Source organism: Arthrobacter sp. NPDC058288 (assembly GCF_042880995.1).
Classification (GTDB): Bacteria; Actinomycetota; Actinomycetes; order Actinomycetales; family Micrococcaceae; genus Arthrobacter.
Window position 1 is genome coordinate 131,491 of sequence record NZ_JBHVYH010000004.1, and the last position, 16,732, is coordinate 148,222.

General features: G+C 64.9%; 14 protein-coding genes. 10 read left to right on the forward strand and 4 right to left on the reverse strand.

From position 1 onward, the window contains the following. Window positions 1-101 precede the first annotated feature (101 nt). From speB to ACFVWT_RS13265, 4 genes are all read left to right on the forward strand, one after another. Entirely contained in the window at window positions 102-1,190 is a 1,089-nt protein-coding gene (gene speB, locus ACFVWT_RS13250; RefSeq protein WP_390248414.1) for an agmatinase, read from the forward strand. Next, a complete protein-coding gene (locus tag ACFVWT_RS13255; RefSeq protein WP_390248416.1) occupies window positions 1,187-2,854 on the forward strand; it encodes a thiamine pyrophosphate-binding protein in 1,668 nt (555 codons plus the stop codon). Before speB ends, ACFVWT_RS13255 begins: the two co-directional genes overlap by 4 nt. 195 nt (window positions 2,855-3,049) lie before the next feature. Beyond that, on the forward strand, window positions 3,050-3,529 hold the full coding sequence (locus ACFVWT_RS13260; protein WP_390248418.1) for a MarR family winged helix-turn-helix transcriptional regulator: 480 nt from the start codon (window positions 3,050-3,052) through the stop codon (window positions 3,527-3,529). Window positions 3,530-3,538: 9 nt separating this feature from the next. After that, entirely contained in the window at window positions 3,539-5,689 is a 2,151-nt protein-coding gene (locus tag ACFVWT_RS13265; RefSeq protein ID WP_390248420.1) for an MFS transporter, read from the forward strand. Between the two features lie 65 nt (window positions 5,690-5,754). Here ACFVWT_RS13265 and ACFVWT_RS13270 read toward each other — a convergent pair whose 3' ends face one another. Both ACFVWT_RS13270 and ACFVWT_RS13275 read right to left on the reverse strand, forming a co-directional pair. Beyond that, window positions 5,755-6,528, reverse strand: a complete 774-nt coding sequence (locus ACFVWT_RS13270) for a class F sortase (RefSeq protein WP_390248422.1) — start codon at window positions 6,526-6,528, stop codon at window positions 5,755-5,757. Window positions 6,529-6,607: 79 nt separating this feature from the next. Beyond that, window positions 6,608-7,402: a hypothetical protein gene (locus ACFVWT_RS13275; RefSeq protein WP_390248424.1), complete on the reverse strand. Its 795-nt coding sequence runs from the start codon at window positions 7,400-7,402 to the stop codon at window positions 6,608-6,610. Window positions 7,403-7,827: 425 nt separating this feature from the next. Between ACFVWT_RS13275 and ACFVWT_RS13280 the strand changes: the two genes are divergently transcribed. The 4 genes from ACFVWT_RS13280 to ACFVWT_RS13295 all read left to right on the forward strand — a co-directional run bounded on the left by ACFVWT_RS13280 (window position 7,828) and on the right by ACFVWT_RS13295 (window position 12,406). After that, window positions 7,828-9,561 (forward strand): ABC transporter ATP-binding protein, encoded by a 1,734-nt coding sequence (locus ACFVWT_RS13280; protein ID WP_390248426.1) that lies wholly within the window; start codon window positions 7,828-7,830, stop codon window positions 9,559-9,561. Further along, on the forward strand, window positions 9,558-11,600 hold the full coding sequence (locus ACFVWT_RS13285; RefSeq protein WP_390248428.1) for an ABC transporter ATP-binding protein: 2,043 nt from the start codon (window positions 9,558-9,560) through the stop codon (window positions 11,598-11,600). Before ACFVWT_RS13280 ends, ACFVWT_RS13285 begins: the two co-directional genes overlap by 4 nt. A gap of 53 nt (window positions 11,601-11,653) precedes the next feature. Beyond that, window positions 11,654-12,070 (forward strand): acyl-CoA thioesterase, encoded by a 417-nt coding sequence (locus ACFVWT_RS13290; protein WP_390248789.1) that lies wholly within the window; start codon window positions 11,654-11,656, stop codon window positions 12,068-12,070. Window positions 12,071-12,148: 78 nt separating this feature from the next. Next, complete coding sequence (locus ACFVWT_RS13295; RefSeq protein ID WP_390248430.1) at window positions 12,149-12,406, forward strand: hypothetical protein; 258 nt, start codon at window positions 12,149-12,151, stop codon at window positions 12,404-12,406. A 108-nt stretch (window positions 12,407-12,514) separates the two neighbouring features. On the opposite strand, the gene ACFVWT_RS13300 is transcribed toward ACFVWT_RS13295, so the two are convergent. Beyond that, entirely contained in the window at window positions 12,515-12,775 is a 261-nt protein-coding gene (locus tag ACFVWT_RS13300; protein ID WP_390248432.1) for a PspC domain-containing protein, read from the reverse strand. A 146-nt stretch (window positions 12,776-12,921) separates the two neighbouring features. Between ACFVWT_RS13300 and ACFVWT_RS13305 the strand changes: the two genes are divergently transcribed. Beyond that, entirely contained in the window at window positions 12,922-15,153 is a 2,232-nt protein-coding gene (locus ACFVWT_RS13305; protein WP_390248434.1) for an McrB family protein, read from the forward strand. A 37-nt stretch (window positions 15,154-15,190) separates the two neighbouring features. Continuing rightward, the gene (locus tag ACFVWT_RS13310) at window positions 15,191-16,450 is read left to right on the forward strand and encodes an McrC family protein (RefSeq protein ID WP_390248791.1); all 1,260 of its coding nucleotides are present in this window, start codon (window positions 15,191-15,193) and stop codon (window positions 16,448-16,450) included. On the opposite strand, the gene ACFVWT_RS13315 is transcribed toward ACFVWT_RS13310, so the two are convergent. Beyond that, window positions 16,437-16,730 (reverse strand): hypothetical protein, encoded by a 294-nt coding sequence (locus ACFVWT_RS13315; RefSeq protein WP_390248436.1) that lies wholly within the window; start codon window positions 16,728-16,730, stop codon window positions 16,437-16,439. The two genes, ACFVWT_RS13310 and ACFVWT_RS13315, sit on opposite strands and share 14 nt — an antisense overlap. Between the last annotated feature and the right edge of the window lie 2 nt (window positions 16,731-16,732).

Consider the following 16,732-nt stretch of genomic DNA (forward strand, 5'->3'; position numbering starts at 1 on the left):
GCTTTCGGGGCTGTTTTGGTAAACACTTGATGCACCATGGGAAACCAGAGTGTATGATGGGTGTCACACTACCGATCCATCCTCGAAGGAGAGGCGTTCCTTTGGAAGAGCTGCGCATCGAGGCCAACGGCAACCTTGGCCCCATCGATTCATCCCGTATTCCCCGTTATGCAGGGGCCGCAACCTATGCTCGCCTGCCGAGGCTGGACCAGGTGGCCAAGGCTGACATCACGGTGGTGGGAGTGCCCTTCGACTCGGGTGTCTCCTACCGCCCGGGGGCCCGCTTCGGCGCCAACCATGTCCGTGAGGCCAGCCGGCTGCTGCGCCCGTACAACCCCGCCTGGGACGTCAGCCCGTTCGAAAGCGTCCAGGTTGCGGACGCCGGCGATATGGCCGTCAACCCGTTCAATATCAACGAGGCCATCGAAACCATCCAGCAGAATGCGCTCGACCTGACAGCGGGCGGCAGCAAGCTGGTCACCCTTGGCGGGGACCACACCATCGCGCTGCCATTGCTGCGGGCCGCTGCCGAGCGCGCCGGTGAGCCGGTGGCCATGCTGCACTTCGATGCCCACCTGGACACCTGGGACACGTACTTCGGCGCCGAATATACCCACGGCACGCCGTTCCGCCGTGCCGTCGAGGAAGGCATCCTGGACACCGAGGCCATCAGCCACATCGGCACCCGCGGCCCGCTGTACGGCAAGAAAGACCTCGACGACGACCACCGCTTCGGCTTCGGCATCGTCACCTCCGCGGATGTTTACTACCAGGGCGTCCTGGAAACCGTGGCCAAGGTCCGCGAACGCATCGGCAACAGGCCGCTGTACATCTCCGTCGACATCGACGTACTGGACCCCGCGCATGCCCCGGGCACCGGCACGCCTGAGGCCGGGGGCATCACCAGCCGTGAACTGCTGGAGATCATTCGTGGCTTCCGTGGCATGAACCTCGTGGGTGCGGACATTGTCGAGGTGGCGCCGGCCTATGACCACGCGGAGATCACAGGCGTCGCGGCCAGCCATGTCGCGTACGAACTGGTGACGCTCATGGCCGACTCCGCCGTCGAGGGGAACAGGTTCGGCGCCCCCAACGGCTACGCGGCGCAGGCCCTCGGGCAGGAAGAACGGCGCCAGGCAGGCTTCGCAGCGAGCACTACCCAGCGCGTCGACACCGGCGTCTCCCCATGACCGGCGTCCGCAACGGCGGGGACCTCGTCGTCGAGACCCTTGAAGCGCTGGGGGCGAAGACGGTCTTCGGCATTCCGGGCCAGCACGCGCTGGGCCTGTTCGACGCGATGGGCCGGGGAAACCTGCACTTCGTGTCCTCCCGGGTGGAGAACAATTCCGCGTTCGCGGCCGACGGGTATTCGCGTGCAACGGGCGAGGTGGGCGTGCTGTTCCTGTCCACCGGCCCGGGTGCGCTGACGTCCCTGGCCGGGCTGCAGGAAGCATACGCCACGGGTGTGCCCATGGTGGTGGTGGCCAGCCAGATTCCGCTGGACGGACTCGGTGCCCGCCGCAAGGGCATGCTGCACCAGCTTGATGACCAGAAGGCCTCAGCCGCGAATGTCACCAAGAGCCAGCGGTTGATCCAGCACGCCTCGGGGATCCCGTCGGCCATCCAGGACGCCTGGACCGAGGCGATCTCCTCCCCTCAGGGCCCTGTCTGGCTGGAGATCCCGCAGAATGTGCTGCTGGATCCCATCATGGTCCCGCCGGTGGAGGATGCCCTCGCCGAAGCGGCGGACAACCCGCCGCGGGTGGAGCTTGTCCGCGAGGCCGTCAAATGGCTGTCGACGGCGGAACGCCCGGCCATCATCGCAGGCGGCGGCACGCGCCGCGGCCGGGCCGAGAAATCGCTGCTCTCGATCGCGGAAAAGCTCAGGGCGCCGGTGATCTGCACCCCCGGGGGCAATGGCGCTTTCCCGTGGAACCACGAGCTTTCGCTGCAGTCCTGGATCGAGGACCGGTATATGACGGACCTGCTCGAGGACGCGGACGTGCTGATCGTCATCGGCTCCTCGCTCGGCGAAGTCACGTCCAACTACTTCACCTTCGAACCGCGTGGCCGGATCATCCAGATCGACGCCGAACCCCGGGTGCTGGAGTCAAACCGGCCCGGCCTGGGCATCCGCGCGGACGCGGGCCAGGCCCTCGCTGCGCTGGACGCTGCCCTGGTGATAGAGCCCGTCGAAACCAGGCCCGACTGGCACGGTGTATCACCGGAAGCGCTGGTCAAGGAATCCCTGGCCAAGGTCAAAGCCCGGCTGGAGTCCCAGGATCTCGGCAAGGAACTGAAATTCATGGCGGACATCCGCGAGGCCGTGCCCGCGCAGATGCAGACCTTCTGGGACATGACCATTTCCGCGTACTGGGCCTGGAGCTGCTGGGACGCCCGCGAGGGCCAGTTCCACTCTGCCCAGGGCGCCGGCGGCCTCGGCTTCGGCTTCCCCGCAGCCATCGGCGGCGCGGTGGGGCTGGAGACCACCGGCAAATCCGGCCCTTCAGCCAGGGTGCTCGCAGTGTCCGGTGACGGTTCGGCCATGTATTCCATCTCCGAACTGGCCACCGCCAAGCAACACAATGTGCCGGTCACCTGGCTGATCGTGGACGACGGCGGCTACGGCATCCTGCGCGAGTACATGGTGGGTGCGTTCGGCAAGGCCACCGCCACCGAGCTGGCCCGCCCCGACTTCGTCAAACTCGCCGAAGCCTTTGGCGTCCCGGCCGTCCGGGTGGCTCCGGAGAACGTGGGGGACGCACTGAAGGCGGGCTTCGCCGCGGACGGACCGAACGTCGTCGTGGTCGAAACCCTGCTCAAGATGTTCGGCCCCACCCACCTGGACGTCTAACCGCCCACTCAGCACACCCCGCCACATAGCGCGAACGGACACTTAAGGCCCCATTTCCACTTGGAATTGGGGCCTCATGTGTCCGTTCGCGCTGGGCGTTTAACGGTTGGACTATCACCCCTCCTCTTCCTTAGTTTCCCAAAGCAACCATTTTGAGATATGGTTGCCTAAGGCAAGCAAAGGGGTTTATTCAGCATGGCAGTTGCACCAGAAACCGCGGCCGATCTCGTCTACCAGATCTTCGACCTCCAGCGGGCGGTCCGCTGCGTCGCCGTCTCAAGCATGCGCGGGCAGGAAACGGGGGTGGCGCTCCAGGGCGTCCTCCGCTTCGTGGGGGAGGGGGAGTCCAGGGCCACGCACCTCGCCGCGAGGCTCGGTGTCAGCGCTCCCGTCCTCAGCCGGCACATTGCCGATCTTGAAGAGCATGGCCTCGTTGTCCGCCGGCCAGATCCGGAGGACGGGCGTGCGCAGCTGGTGGCGTTATCGGAGGCCGGGGCGGCCAAGCTGCGCGATATAGAACAGCAGCGCACGGCAACGCTCCAGGGCTACCTGCAGGACTGGAGCCAGGCCGACGCCGAAGAAACCGCAAAAACCCTGAGAAAACTCGCTGAATCCCTCAGGGACTCAGCCCGGGCAAAGACGGCCGGATCCACCGAAATCATTCCAATCGTTTAGGAGCTGCACATGGCAAGCCACGCTACAGCCACCGGTCCCTCCCGGGCCTTGTCCACGACACCACCGCTGTCATCCCCGCAGCCGCACGCACCCGCACCCGCACCCGCACCCCAAGCTGCGATGAGCCACCGCCAGATCATGGAGGCACTCACCGGCCTGCTGGCGGCATTCTTCACCGCGATCATCAGCAGCACCATCGTGGCCAACGCGCTGCCGACGATCATGTCCGAGCTCAAGGGCACCCAGACGGACTTCGCCTGGGTCATCACGGCGGCCCTCCTGGCCAACGCGGCCACCACGCCGATCTGGGGCAAGCTCGCCGACCTCTTCGACAAGAAGCTTCTCGTCCAGCTGAGCATTGTGATCTTCGTGGCCGGTTCCGTCATGGCGGGCCTGTCCGAAACGATCCCGCTGCTGCTGACCGCCCGCGTCATCCAGGGTGTCGCCATGGGCGGACTCACAGCGCTGGCGCAGGCCATCATCGGTTCCATCATTCCGCCCCGGGACCGCGGCAAATACTCCGGCTACATGGGCGGCGTGATGGCCGTGGGCACCGCCGGCGGCCCGCTGCTGGGCGGATTCATCGTGGACAGCCCGCTCGGCTGGCGCTGGACCTTCTTTGTCTGCGTCCCGCTGGCGGTCATCGCACTCATCCTGCTGCAAATCACACTGAAGCTTCCCCACGTCAAGCGCCACGCGAAGATCGACTGGCTGGGTTCCATCCTGCTTACTTCAGGCGTCAGCCTGCTGCTGATCTGGGTCTCCTTCGCCGGCAACCCGGACTACTACGACTGGTGGTCCTGGCAGACAGCCGCCATGGTGGGCGGCGGCGTGGTGCTCCTGGCTCTCCTCGTGGTGGTGGAGTCCAAGGTGGAGCAGCCCATCATCCCGCTCAAGATCATCAGCGAACGCACCACGGCACTGGCCATCCTCGCTTCGGTCGCAGTAGGCGTCGGCATGTTCGGATCCTCCGCCTTCCTAGGCCAGTACTTCCAGGTGGCCCGCGGGGCCACCCCCACCGAAGCGGGCCTGCTGACGCTGCCCATGATCGCCGGCAACCTCATTGGGTCCGTCCTGTCAGGCCAGCTGATCAGCCGCACCGGCAAGTGGAAGCGCTACCTGATTGCCGGCTCCATCCTGTTGATCGGCGGACTGGGCCTGGCCGGAACCATCGACCACACCACCGAACTCTGGCTGACAGGCCTGTACACGGCAGTTCTGGGCCTCGGGCTCGGCCTGCTGATGCAGAACCTCGTCCTGGCGGTTCAGAACACCGTCCGCGCCACCGATATCGGCACGGCCAGCGCTTCCGTGGCGTTCTTCCGTTCGGTGGGCGGCGCGATCGGAGTGTCAGTGCTGGGGGCAGTGCTGGCCAACCGCGTCAAGGAACTGGCTACCGAAGGACTTGCCGCGGCAGGGATTCCAACCAACGGCGGGTCCGCGGGAGCCAGCATGGACCTCCAGGACATGCCGGCCCCGATCAGGGACATCATGCGGGCAGCCTACGGCGACGCAACAGCCGAGATCTTCCTGATCTCCGCAGCCATCGGCATCATCGCCCTTGTGGCGATCCTCTTCATCAAGGAACAGCCGCTTCGCCGCACCGTGGACATTGTGCCGGCGGCATCCGCCAACGGTGCCCAGCCCGCGAACAACGCGACAACCGCGAACGACGCCGAGCCCACGAATGACACCACCGGCACCGCCGGCGGTCCGGGCATCGTGGACCTCGACCGGGAGTTCATCGAGGTCCTGAGCAGGCAGCGCGCCCACGAGTCACGCTTCCCGGAAGCGGCACGGCAGGACCGCAACGCCCCAGCTGAGGATAACGGCAGCCCCGGCAGCGATTCCCCGGCCGGCGTGAGGGAAGGCTACCGGTCGCGTGCCCGCACCCTGGTGGCCGAGCCCCGGCCCGAAGCCGCCGACGTCGTGCCCCTCCTGCTCCAGACCCAGCAGTTGCTGGCGGAGCAGCAGCTCCAGCTGGCAGAGGCTTTGCGTGCGGTCCAGGCGCAGTCGGCGGAACAGCGGGAGATCGCTGCCGAACAGTCACGCGTCAGCGGGGAACTCACGTCCCTCCGGCGCCGGTTGGCCAAGGAACGGAAGCTGCAGCGCGCGGCGGCTGACTATATCGCAACGCACGGACGGCACCGCAGCGAGTAACACAGTCGCCGTTGGAACCCGCAACGTACGACGGCGACGGCGGCCGAGTGCCGCCGTCGCCGGCGTCAGGGATCCGGGACGGGGGAGGCGACTACCACCACGTTCTTGCCCCAGGGATCTTCGGTGTAGCAACTGATGAGGACCAGCCGGTTGGGAACGCCGGTCCAGATCGGGCTGTCCTTCAGGCTCGACTTCACATAGGTGTCCACCGATTCCACCCGATAACGCATGGTACCGCTGGCTGTGGTGGCTTCGAAGATATCTCCCGGGGTGCTCGCCGCGCTCAGTCGGTTGAATGGAGCGTCGCGGCCCTCCCAGCTATGGCCGAGGATGTAGGTGGTGTTGGTGGACCCGGCGCCCGGCATGCCGAAGTTCGTTACCCAGTAGCCGTCAACGGTTATCGGCGGCACGATCGCCTGGGAATCCAGTTCCTCCGGCGTCGGGGTCAGTGGATGGATGGTGACGTCCAGCCCGGCAGCGGGATACACGATCCTGGTGGGCGCGGAGGCCGGCGGGTAATGGGGAATGTTTTGCGGCGGTTGCTGTGCTGCGGGCGCGGCCATGGCGGATCCGTTGCCGCCGTGTTGCGCCGAGCCCTTGCCGCTCCATGCGAAAGTGTCAGGCGGGACGGCATGGCCGGGTGAAGCCGGGCCGGCGGCCCGCGAATAAGGCGCAGCCTCCAGATGGAGTCCGGCTCCGCCGGAGGTGTTCCCGGCAGATACGATTCCCGGCAGGAATGTCAGGACGAAGAAGGCCACGACGCCGGCGAGCAGCAGTAGCCGGTCGCCGCGGTTGAGCGAACGGCGCCTGAGCGACGGAAACTTGTCCACCAGGGGCATCGGGACTCCTCCGTAGATAGTGGTGTGGACGGGCATCGCACCATGGCGGCGGATGCCCGTCCTCACCGCAGGATCGGCCTTACTTGGATCCGGGCGCGTCCTGCAGGCGTCCCCGCTGCCTCAGGGCGATGAGCCCCGTTGCCCCAAGGAGGGCCGCCAGGCCGCCGAACCAGGCCGGCATTCCGGTATCGGGCTGGCTTCCGGCAGCTGTCTGGGCGTTGAACCCGCGGTTGACCACCGGTACTACTGCTGCCGCCGCGCCGACGGGCGCCGCTGCGGCGCCGGCCGGAGTTTGCGCCGGCGGAGTCACTGCCGGCGGAGTCACGGCAGGCGGTACCACTGCCGGGGGAGTTACCTCCGGCGGAGTGACGACCGGTGGGACCACAACGGGCGGTACAACGACAGGCGGCTTTTCTTCCTCTTCCTCTGCGACGCAACCGCCGGCGGGGACCGGGTAGATGTCGGCTCGGCCGTTGTGTCCGTCCTTGTGGCCGTTCCACCAGGCCTTTTCCGGAATGGTGATGATGACGTACGGGTTCTTTTCAGATCCCGTGGCGTGGCAGATGGTGATCTTGTCGGGGCCGTGGCTCCAGTCATCATCCTTGCCGCCGCCTCCGCCGTGTCCTTCACCACTAGGACAGCCGGCCGCCGGGGCCGGAATGATGTCGCCCTCATGCGAGGCATGGCCGCCATTTCCGTTCACCGCGTTTTCGCTGACCGTGATGTGAACGTACGGGTTTGATTCTGAGCCGGTGGCGTGGCAAATGCTGACTTTTTTGTCGCCGTCATCGCCCTTGTCGCCGGCATTTGCCGGAGCCGTGACGCCTATTAGCGCAATGCCTGCTATTCCGGCAGTTGCGAGGATTCTCTTCATGGGATTCTCCATCTGGATCATTGGGGACTGACCAGACTGCGGGAACGGGAGGCACATGGAGGAGCCGTCCGTTTTTCGTAGATGCCCAGATCACCTGCGACTCTCCTGCAGAGTTGTCAACTAACTGACCCCTTCACGCTAGGCCCCAGGCACTGGAGTAGTCGCGAGTAGCCGGTACTTGACCGGGTACCCGTTTTTCACAGCCGGACCCCTTGGAACCGAGGGACAACACCCGTTTCACCCGTAACAAGGGACACGTGGGAAGCTTTAGTTTCTACAACATCGATACGCCCTTCGGATGATATTTAGCGGGCATTGTTTCGCATAGGCAACGGATTTCGTAGAGTGGGAAGGCTGAGAATGTCAGCCCCCGCTGGTAATACTTCCTGAACTCACTCCGCGCACATTCCAAAGGACTCCCGGGCATGCTTGTCACCCTTATACGGCGCTACTCCAAGCCGTATCTGCCGTATATCGCGGCGGTCATTCTCTTCCAACTGGCATCGACCATCGCGGCCCTCTACCTCCCCAGCCTGAACGCACAGATCATCGACGAGGGCGTCTCCCGCGGCGACACTGACTACATTTGGCGAACGGGCGGGCTCATGCTCGGGGTCGCGCTGGTGCAGGTGGCCACCGCCATCGCGGGCGTGTACTTCGGGTCCAAGGCGGCCATGGCGTTCGGCCGGGACCTCCGCCGGGGCGTCTTCCGCAAGGTGACCGGCTTTTCGGCCAAGGACGTCAACGTCTTCGGCGCACCGACGTTGATCACGCGTGGCACCAACGATGTCCAGCAGGTGCAGATGCTCGTGCTGATGGGGCTGAACTTCATGGTGGCCACGCCCATCATGTGCATCGGCGGCATCTTCATGGCCCTGCGCGAGGACCTGAGCCTGTCCTGGCTCGTGTGGGTTTCCGTGCCGGTATTGATTGCCGTGGTGGGGTACCTTGTGGTTCGCCTCATGCCGCTGTTCCGCTCCATGCAGACGAAAATCGACCGCATTAACGGCATTCTCCGCGAGCAGATCATCGGCATCCGAGTGGTCCGCGCCTTCGTCCGGGAACCGCATGAGACCCGGCGCTTCGGTGAGGCAAACCGCGAACTCACCGACGTCTCCCTGAAGATTGGCGCCCTGTTCGTCCTGATGTTCCCCGCCATCGGCATGATCCTCCACGTCTCCACCGCCGCAGTACTGTGGTTCGGCGGCCAGCGCGTGGATGCGGGGGAAATGCAGGTGGGCTCTCTGACCGCGTTCCTGCAGTACCTGTTGCAGATCCTCATGGCGGTCATGATGGGCACGTTCATGGCCATGATGATTCCCCGTGCTTCGGTCTGCGCGGACCGCATTGGTGAGGTGCTCGACGTCGAACCCTCCATCCACGAACCGGCGGCGCCGGTGGCACCTGCCAGGCGGGCCGGACGTGTGGAATACCGCAACGTCTCGTTCGCCTACCCCGGGGCGGAAGAGCCCGTCCTGAGCGACATCAGCTTCACGGCCGAGCCCGGCCAGACCGTGGCCATCGTCGGATCGACCGGCGCCGGCAAGACCAGCCTGCTGTCACTGCTGCCGCGGCTGTACGATGTCGCCTCCGGCGAGGTACTGCTCGACGGTGTATCCATTACTGACCTCGATCGCTCCGAAATCACCAGCCGTGTGGCCATGGTGCCGCAGCGCCCCTACCTCTTCTCCGGCACCATCGAGCACAACCTGCGGTTCGGTAAGACGGAGGCGACGGACCAGGAGTTGTGGGACGCGCTCACAGTGGCCCAGGCTGCTGACTTCGTCCGTGAGAAGAAGAATGGTCTTGATTCCAGGATCGCCCAGGGCGGCACTAACGTCTCGGGAGGCCAGCGCCAGCGCCTGTGCATCGCCAGGGCCTTGGTGACGCGGCCCAAGGTGTACTTGTTCGATGACTCGTTCTCCGCCCTCGACGTTGCCACGGATGCCCGGCTCCGCCGCGCGCTTAAGGCCAAGACGGCGGACGCCACGGTCATCATTGTGGGGCAGCGGGTGTCCACCATTGCCGACGCCGACCAGATCCTGGTGCTGGACAACGGCCGGATCGTGGACCGGGGAACACACGAGGAACTGCTGCAGAGTTCCACCACCTACCAGGAAATTGTCGAGTCGCAGCTGACCGCGGAGGAAGTGGCATGAGCACCAACGAAAAAGTCTCCGCCAGCCAGGAATCGAGTCCCGCGGAAGACGAAGACTTCTTTGAAGAGGAGTACAAGCCCACCGAGGCCGACGGCGACATGTTCGGCGGGGCACCCGCGAAGAAGGCAGAGCACTTCTGGCCCTCCGCCAAGCGCCTGATGGGTTTGTTGAAACCCGAGTCCGCAGGTATCGCCGTCGTGCTGGCCATGGTGACTGTCGCCGTCGTCCTCAACGTTATTGCCCCCAAGATCCTGGGGCAGGCCATGGACGTCATCTTCGGGGGAGTGGTGGGGAAGCAACTGCCCGCCGGAGTCAGCAAGGAGCAGTTCGTCGACGGGCTGCGTGCCCGGGGCGAGAACAACTTCGCGGACATGATCTCCAAGATGGAACTCATTCCCGGGGTGGGGATCGACTTCCAGAAGTTGTCGTTCCTGATCAGCGTTGTGCTGGTGATGTACTTCGTGGCGAACATTTTCACCTGGCTGCAGGGCTACGTCCTGAACGTGCTGGTGATGCGCGTGGTCCGCAAACTGCGTGACGATACCGAGAAAAAGCTCAACCGGCTGCCGTTGAACTACTTCGACACCCGCCAGCGCGGTGACACGCTCTCCCGTGTCACCAACGACGTCGACAACATCCAGCAGGCGCTGCAGCAGGCCTTCGCGCAGCTGCTCAGTTCTGCACTGACAGTGATCGGCATCGTGATCATGATGTTCATCGTGTCGTGGCAACTGGCCCTCATCGCCCTTGTAGCCCTCCCGCTGTCCGGCGTGGCGGCCGGCATCATCGGCTCGCGAAGCCAGAAGCTGTTCGCCGCGCAATGGAAGAACACCGGCCAGCTCAACGGCCAGATCGAGGAATCGTTCTCCGGCCACGACCTGGTGCGCGTCTTCGGCCGCGACGCCGACATGCTGGAGCGCTTCGACGAGCGGAATGAAGCCCTGTACAGGGCCAGTTTCGGCGCCCAGTTCGTCTCCGGCATGATCATGCCGGTTATGCAGTTCCTCTCCTACCTCAGCTACGTGGGCATTGCAGTGGTGGGCGGATTGCGGGTGGCCTCCGGCGGAATGAGCCTGGGCGATGCCACCGCGTTCATCCAGTACTCCCGGGAGTTCACGCAGCCGCTGGGACAGATGGCGGGGATGGCCAATATGCTGCAGTCCGGCGTTGCCTCCGCGGAGCGTGTCTTCGAATTCCTCGATGCAGAGGAGCAGGATGCCGAAACCGCCACCGAGCACCTGCCCGCCAAGACCGACGGCCACGTGGAGTTCAAGCACGTGACCTTCAGCTATTCGGCGGACAAGTCCCTGATTGAGGACCTTTCCTTCACCGCGGAGCCGGGGCATACCGTGGCAATCGTCGGCCCCACCGGGGCGGGCAAGACCACGCTGGTCAACCTGGTGATGCGGTTCTACGAGCTCAATTCGGGGAGCATCACTTTGGACGGCGTTGACATCACCCACCTGAGCCGTTCCGAACTGCGGGCGAAGGTGGGCATGGTCCTGCAGGACGCCTGGCTGTTCGGCGGCAGCATCTACGACAACATCAAGTATGGGAACCTCGACGCCACCGAGGACCAGGTCATGGAGGCTGCCCGGGCAACGTTCGTGGACCGGTTCGTCCGGGCACTGCCGGACGGTTATAACACGGTCATCGATGAGGAAGGCAACAATGTCAGCGCCGGTGAAAAGCAGCTCATCACCATCGCACGGGCTTTTGTGGCCAACCCGTCCCTGCTCATCCTGGACGAGGCAACCAGCTCTGTGGACACCCGCACGGAAGTCCTGGTCCAGAAGGCCATGGCTGCCCTGCGGACGGACCGCACCAGCTTTGTGATTGCACACCGACTCTCCACTATCCGCGACGCCGACACCATCCTGGTGATGGAAGCCGGGCGGATCGTGGAACAGGGCAACCACCACGATCTGCTGGAACGCAAGGGTGCCTATTACCGGCTGTACATGTCCCAGTTCGCGGGCGAGGACGCCGGTGCGGCGTTGGCCGATTCAGCGGAAGACGCGACGGCGGTGCGAAGCTGAGCGCCGCCGGCCGGACCGTGCCAGGCGGCCGGCGCATCGAAGTCCTGGTGCCCATGCGCTGGGGAGACATGGACGCCTACGGCCACATCAACAACGTCCAGATCGTGCGGATCCTTGAAGAAGCCCGTATCGCTGCCTTCGGGCCGCCGCGCGGCGCCGGCCTGCCCGGCGTCGCGCCGCAGGTGTCCCTCTTCAACGACGTTGAAGAAGGCACCATGGCCTTGGTGGTGGAGCACAAAATCCGCTACGTGAAGACGCTCGAGTACCGGAACGTGCCGGCAGTGGTCCAGTTGTGGATCGGTGCCGTCAAGGGTGCCAGCTTCGATATCCACTATCTGTTGCAGGACCCCGTGACGCGGGAGGACTGCGTCAGGGCCACCACGCACCTGGCCTTCGTGGACGAGTCCACGGGACGGGTGCTCCGTCTGACTCCCGAACAGAAAGAGCGGCTGGAGCCGTTCACGGCTTGAGCCCAAAGCCCCTACCTAGGCCGGGGCTGTTTCCCTATGATCGTCACAACATCAATCAAGAACCAAGGAGCATCGGCCATGGCCACAAGGAAAGACACGAAGAAAAAGAAGAAGTCCTGGAAGGAAATGCCGCCGCTCGCACGGTTTGGGACCCTGGTGGCAGCTGCCGTGCAGCTCTCCCTCCTGATCGCGGCCCAGCGCGACATTTCCCGGCGGCCCGCAGAGCAGATCCGCGGCAGCAAGGCGATGTGGCGCGCCGTCACGCTGATCAACTTCGTCGGTCCGGGTAGCTATTTCGCGTTCGGACGCAAGAATCTGCCCGCCAAGGTCCGCTAACGCGGCCGGTTGAACCGGCGGCGGTTGGCACTGCTGACGGTACCGCCGCCCGCTAGCAGTGCTGGTTGAACCGGCGCCGGGCAGCTCCCTCTAGTACACCGCCGCGAATCAGCTGTTGAGCCAGGACTCCAGGTAGATGCGGTTCGTGGTGCTGTCCGGCAGCAGGATCCAGGCCCAGATGTAGAAGGTGACCGCCGGGCCGGGCACCAGGGCCAGGATCAGGAAGACAATCCTGGCTGCGTTGGGGTCCACGCCCAGCTTGGCGGCTAATCCGCCACACACCCCGCCGAGCAACCTGTCCGGCCCCCGGCTGAGCCCGGTTCCCCGGATGGCCGTGAACATCTTCCGGGTCAGGTCTTGAAAAGTCATGGCACGCTCCTCTAGTGGCGTCAGCCTATGGCCGTTCCTTCCCCGGTACTAGGGTCGAAAGCCACGGAGGCCCGCCCGTTTACGGGACGGTAACCTTGCGAATCCCGTGGTGCTGCCATTCAGGTTAACCCTGTAAATTTGAAGGCATGACCCCCACCGCGAAGCCTGCCATGACCCGCGCCCCCGGAATCTCCAAGGAGATCGAGGACGCGGCGTGGTTTGTCCTGGGGGCCGGCCTGCAGGGGAAGCCTTCGGCGCTGGACGGACGAACCCAGACGTGGACCACCGCGGCTGCCTCGGAGCTGCTGGAGCGGCTGGAGCTGGGCGTGGCGGACTCCAAAGCTCCGATGATGACCAACCTCCGGCAAAACCTTGCCGATGCCTCCCGCCCGGCCAAGCAGCTGGCCGTTGAGCTGCTGTTCCTCCAGTCGCTGCCGCTGGCCCACGAGGTCAAGTCGCTGAAGGTCAAACGTGCCAGGGTGGCCGAGGCTGCCTCCTGGCTGGAGCCGCCCCTGGAACTGCCGGACGAACTGTATAAGGGCATGACGGACCATGGTGTCATCCGTGACCGCACAGCCGAATTCAACTGGACTATCTGGGACCACCTGAAGTGGCTGTGCCGGTTTGTGCAGCACGTTGACCAGCAGTCCACGAATTCCGTGGCCAAGGCGCTGGGGGATCCCCTCGTGTTCCACCAGCTTGCGTCCGGGACGCCCGATGACCAGCCCGCGATCCGCCGCAGCATCGAATACCTTGCGTGGCCTAGCTATTTCGAGCCGGTGGTTGCCGACGTGGAGCGGCAGGAAATCAGGGATGCCTTCGCTTCCCTGGTGGGCGGTGCCAAGGGCGACAGCGAAGTGGAAATCACCGCCGATATCCACCGCATCCGCCTCTACCTGGACAAGCAGGCCGGCCAGCGGATCGACTGGTACGCCCGCCAGCTCGTGAGCCAGTGGCGCAAGGTGGGGGATCCGGGGCGCAGGGCGTGGCTCCTGCGCACGCACCATGACGTCAAGGACCTCCTGGCGGCCTGGCACGGGGAGGAGAAGGTGACGCTCGACGTCGAGCATTTGCGCCTCCTGGACGCAGGCGTTACCGCGGGCGTTGTGCAGCACGCGGTCGACGAGGACTACAAGCACCTGGGCTACGTTGAGCGCGAGGACAACAAGACTGCGGTTTTTGCTTTCCTCACGGTGATGAAGCCGGGCGACCTGGTCTTGTACCAGCATGCCGGCGCGGTCCGCCTGGGCGGTGTTTTGGGAGAGCCGGAGCACAATGAGGACAACCGCCGGATGCGCCGCAAGGTCCGCTGGTTCGATGACGCCCACAACATGGCGGACCTTCCCCGCCACGTGCAGCGCCAGCTGACCACACCGGGTGTCATCGTGGACGTCACCCGGGTGGTACAGGCGCTGCAGGCGCTGCTGCCCGCCGAAGCGGAAGCGGAGGCCGACGACGCCGGGGAGCCGGCCGTCGTCGTCGAACCGGTTCCGGAGGGGTTCCGTCCCCTGACGGAGGAGTTCGCGGCGTCCCTGCACATGGACCTGGAACCGCTGCAGGAAATCGCGGAACTCCTCGAGGAGAACCGGCAGCTGGTGCTTTACGGGCCGCCCGGAACGGGCAAGACCTACCTCGCCAAGCACCTGGCGGCCCAGCTTGCCGGGGACAGCACCGACGAACGCGTCAAGCTGGTGCAGTTCCATCCGTCTTACGCCTACGAGGACTTCTTCGAGGGCTTCCGGCCGGACAAGACCGACGAGGGGCAGGTGTCCTTCAAGCTTGTGGCCGGCCCGCTGCGCCGCCTTGCTGAAGAAGCGGCCAAGCCCGGCAACGAAAACAAGCCCTATTTCCTGATCATCGATGAGATGAACCGCGCCAACCTTGCGAAGGTGTTCGGTGAGCTGTACTTCCTGCTGGAGTACCGCGACGACCGCATCTACCTCCAGTACAGTCCCAACGAGCCGTTCACGCTCCCGGACAACCTGTACATCATTGGCACCATGAACACCGCGGACCGCTCGATTGCCATGATGGACGCCGCCATCCGCCGGCGGTTCTCCTTTATCGAACTGCACCCCAAAACCGAACCGGTGAAGGGCTCCCTCCTTCGCTTCCTGCAGGCCCGGAACCTGGACACCACCCCTGCCCTTCTCCTGGACGCACTCAACGACGCGATTGACGAATGGGACCGCGACCTGATGATCGGCCCGTCCTACTTCATGAAGAAGGCAGCCCAGACTCCCGCCGGCCTGCGCCGGATCTGGAAGTACGAGCTCATGCCACTCCTGGAAGAGCACTACCACGGTCAGCTGAACCGGGCCCAGCTACAGGAGCGCTTCGGGCTTGAGCAGCTGCTGGGCCGTCTTGCGTCCCGCTAAGGGATTGTTGCCTGCTAACGGGCTGACGCCTGTGGCCGTGCCGCCGCGGCCGACGCGCCAGCCCTCCAGCGCCGGCAAGGCTGTCCGTCACATTGTGCTGGACGAGCTGTCCGGCGGCGTGGTGGACAAACTGGACCCCGCCAGCGCCGCGTTCGTTAACGCCAGCGGCCTGGCCAAGGCGTCGCCGATGGGCATGGGCCTGTTCAGGATCGAGCCGGTCGGCAAGGTCGGGTCGGTGCGGACGCCGTCGGTTCAGCTGGAGGTCCGGCCGAAGGACCGCCTGGGCCTCAACCGGCTATTGTTCCTGCTCAGCTACGCGGGGAACCAGGGCTTTCGCGACGATCCGGTGGCGGCCGTGGAGGACTCGGATCTGTGGAGCGCTCTGGCAGAGTCGCTGGCCCAGCTGGCAAACCGCGCCCTGAGCCGCGGAGTCCTGCAGGGCTACCTCACCGTGGACGAATCACTGCGGACGGTGAAAGGCCGGATCCGGATCTCGGACCAGATTTCGCGCCGGCCCGGAATGCTAGTGCCGCTGGAAGTTTCCTATGACGAATTCACCGATGACATTGCCGAGAACCGCATCCTGCGGGCTGCCCTGGAGCGTATGGCCCGGGTCCCGCGCGTCCGGCCGGACGTCCAGAGCCGCCTGCGGCAGCTGAAAGGAAAGCTCGACGCCGTCACGCGCCTTCAGCCCGGGGCGCCCCTGCCGCTGTGGCAGGCCACCAGGATGAACAGCCGTTACCACGCGGTGCTCCGCCTCTCCGAAGTGATCCTGCGCAACGCCTCAGCCGAGGCTGGTGACGGGAAGCAGCAGACGGCGTCGTTCGTGGTGGATATGGGGCAGGTCTTCGAGGACTTTGTGGGTACGGCCCTCCGCGAGGCCATGGCTGCCTATCCCGGTGAGATGCGGCTGCAGTACAACGCACTATTGAACGAGGCGGTGCGCGATTCCGACCGGCTCACGGTGAACCCGGACGCCGTGCACCTGCTCGGCGGCCGTCCCGTGGTGGTCTACGACACGAAATACCGGGCCGCGACGGACCAGGGCGCGTCCCTGTCCGGGGACCATTTCCAGATGCTGGCCTACTGCACGGCCCTACGCGTCCCGACCGCCTGGCTGGTGTACGCAGGCGCGGGGGAAATGAAGCTCCGCCGCATTCTTAATACGGATATCGACGTGGTGGAGTACCCGCTTGATCTTTCCCTGCCGCCGTCGGACATCCTGGCAGCTGTTGCCGACCTGGCACAGCAGTCCTGGGGTGAAGTGGTGCGGCAGGCAGGACTTAATCAACGATGACGGGCTCGGAGCGGCCCGGCATTGACATGAGGTGCATGAGCAAAGCCCTCTCCGGGTTGCCTTTGTTCCTGCTGAGGCAACGGCGAAGCTGATTGCGGATTTCGGACCCTTCCGGATCGGTGTCCATCAGGATTGCATTGATGATTTCCAGCGACTGGTGGCGAATCGGCTCAAGATTCACGCGCCCGTGTGCGGGCCCCCCAACGGCATGGATCCCGGACCGCGCCTGCCATGAATCGCCTTGATGGGTTTCTACGGCTGACAACAATTTCTTCGGCATCT

Bases quoted from the DNA above. Each gene is read 5' to 3' on its own strand.
- ACFVWT_RS13255 (WP_390248416.1), top strand. From the start codon at position 1,187: ATGACCGGCGTCCGCAACGGCGGGGACCTCGTCGTCGAGACCCTTGAA.
- ACFVWT_RS13260 (WP_390248418.1), top strand. From the start codon at position 3,050: ATGGCAGTTGCACCAGAAACCGCGGCCGATCTCGTCTACCAGATCTTC.
- ACFVWT_RS13265 (WP_390248420.1), top strand. From the start codon at position 3,539: ATGGCAAGCCACGCTACAGCCACCGGTCCCTCCCGGGCCTTGTCCACG.
- ACFVWT_RS13270 (WP_390248422.1), bottom strand. From the start codon at position 6,528: ATGCCCCTGGTGGACAAGTTTCCGTCGCTCAGGCGCCGTTCGCTCAAC.
- ACFVWT_RS13275 (WP_390248424.1), bottom strand. From the start codon at position 7,402: ATGAAGAGAATCCTCGCAACTGCCGGAATAGCAGGCATTGCGCTAATA.
- ACFVWT_RS13280 (WP_390248426.1), top strand. From the start codon at position 7,828: ATGCTTGTCACCCTTATACGGCGCTACTCCAAGCCGTATCTGCCGTAT.
- ACFVWT_RS13285 (WP_390248428.1), top strand. From the start codon at position 9,558: ATGAGCACCAACGAAAAAGTCTCCGCCAGCCAGGAATCGAGTCCCGCG.
- ACFVWT_RS13290 (WP_390248789.1), top strand. From the start codon at position 11,654: ATGCGCTGGGGAGACATGGACGCCTACGGCCACATCAACAACGTCCAG.
- ACFVWT_RS13295 (WP_390248430.1), top strand. From the start codon at position 12,149: ATGGCCACAAGGAAAGACACGAAGAAAAAGAAGAAGTCCTGGAAGGAA.
- ACFVWT_RS13300 (WP_390248432.1), bottom strand. From the start codon at position 12,775: ATGACTTTTCAAGACCTGACCCGGAAGATGTTCACGGCCATCCGGGGA.
- ACFVWT_RS13305 (WP_390248434.1), top strand. From the start codon at position 12,922: ATGACCCCCACCGCGAAGCCTGCCATGACCCGCGCCCCCGGAATCTCC.
- ACFVWT_RS13315 (WP_390248436.1), bottom strand. From the start codon at position 16,730: ATGCCGAAGAAATTGTTGTCAGCCGTAGAAACCCATCAAGGCGATTCA.